This is a genomic window from Pseudomonas sp. (assembly GCF_037994325.1).
In the GTDB taxonomy this organism is placed as follows: domain Bacteria; phylum Pseudomonadota; class Gammaproteobacteria; order Pseudomonadales; family Pseudomonadaceae; genus Aquipseudomonas.
In genome coordinates this window covers 1-1,447 of record NZ_JBBNAH010000021.1, presented here as the reverse complement: position 1 = coordinate 1,447, position 1,447 = coordinate 1, and the positions used below count along the sequence as shown (strand labels likewise).

Here is a 1,447-nt window from a genome sequence, read left to right as displayed (position 1 = left end):
ACCGCTTCCTCTTCCAAGACCTCTCCAACCTCGCCAGCCGCTTGCCCAAACTGGCGCGCGGCATTCGCCTGTGGCTGAACAACCTGAAACGCACCTTGGCGGCGCTGCTCGGCGGCTTGAAAGCCGAAGGGCATGTGGTCAGCGATACCCAGGCGCTGGGACTGGTGGTGGAACAGATCACCCTGACCCTGCTGTTCTCCCTCGACTACCAACGCATCCTGGGCAACAGCGGCGAAAGTCGCCTGGTGGTGTTTCAAGTGATGATGCTGGTGACCCCGCACATGCAAGACGACTCACGGGGCACAGCCGAGTTTTTGGCGCAGCGCTACCTGCAAGCCTGAAGGCAGCGCTGACCGCGGTTATTTTTTCTTGCGCGGCCCGGTGTTAAAGCTGGGCACTTTGCGAATGGCTTTAACCGGAGCCTCTAGTGGCTCGGCGCTTTCGGTCCATTTGCCCAGGGTTTTCTTGCCGCCCCCACCGCCGGTTTTCGGTTTTTTTGGCTTCTTCGGTTTTTTCAGCACCTGGCCGCTGGGATCGGTCAACGGCACCCGGTGTTCGGGTTCGAAGTCTTGCTCCTCGCTGCGTTGCAGGGTTTGACGGGTCAGCACTTCGATGGCCGACAACAGGTTCACTTCATCAGCACACACCAGCGAAATCGCCTGGCCGCTGTTGCCCGCGCGGCCGGTACGGCCAATGCGGTGCACATAATCTTCGGCAACGATCGGCAGGTCGAAGTTGACCACCAGCGGCAGGTCGTCGATATCCAGGCCACGGGCGGCCACATCGGTGGCCACCAAGATTTGAATCTCGCGCGTTTTGAAGCGATCCAGCGCGCGCTGACGCGTGGCCTGCGGCTTGTCACCATGGATGCCGTCGGCATTTACGCCCAGGGCTTGCAGGGTTTCGCAGAGTTCGTCGACGCCATTGCGGGTTTTGGCAAAGACCAATACCTGGCCCCAGCGGTGCTTTTTCAGCAGGTGCTTGAACAGCTCCGGCTTGCGTTTTTTATCCACCGGAATAATCCACTGCTTGACGCTGCTGGCCGCCACGTTGCGCGGGCTGACTTCGATGCTCAGTGGGTCATTCAGGGTGTTGCTGGCCAGGGCGCGAATGGCGTCGGAGAAGGTCGCGGAGAACAGCAGGGTTTGGCGCTTTTTCGGCAGCGCGGCGTAAATATCGCGCAGCTCTTCGGAAAAGCCGAGGTCGAGCATACGGTCGGCTTCATCGAGAATCAGGGTTTGCAGCTGGTTGAACTTCACCGCGTTCTGGCGGAATAGGTCGAGCAAGCGACCGGGCGTGGCGACCAGAATATCCACGCCTTTGCGCAGCTTCATCATTTGCGGGTTGATGCTGACGCCGCCATACACCGCGTAGGTGCTCAGCGGCAGATGTTGGCCATACACACGGATGCTTTCGTGCACTTGCTCGGCCAGTTCGCGGGTTGGGC

Annotated in this window: 2 protein-coding genes; one reads left to right on the top strand and one right to left on the bottom strand. The window is 60.2% G+C overall.

Annotated elements, in window-relative coordinates; genetic code table 11:
- The coding region (locus AAAB16_RS00705; RefSeq protein WP_340661601.1) for a TetR/AcrR family transcriptional regulator at window positions 1–341 on the top strand (341 nt) is incomplete at its 5' end.
- Between the two features lie 18 nt (window positions 342–359).
- On the opposite strand, the gene AAAB16_RS00700 is transcribed toward AAAB16_RS00705, so the two are convergent.
- Window positions 360–1,447: DEAD/DEAH box helicase (locus tag AAAB16_RS00700; protein ID WP_340661600.1), on the bottom strand; the 1,088-nt coding region annotated here is incomplete at its 5' end.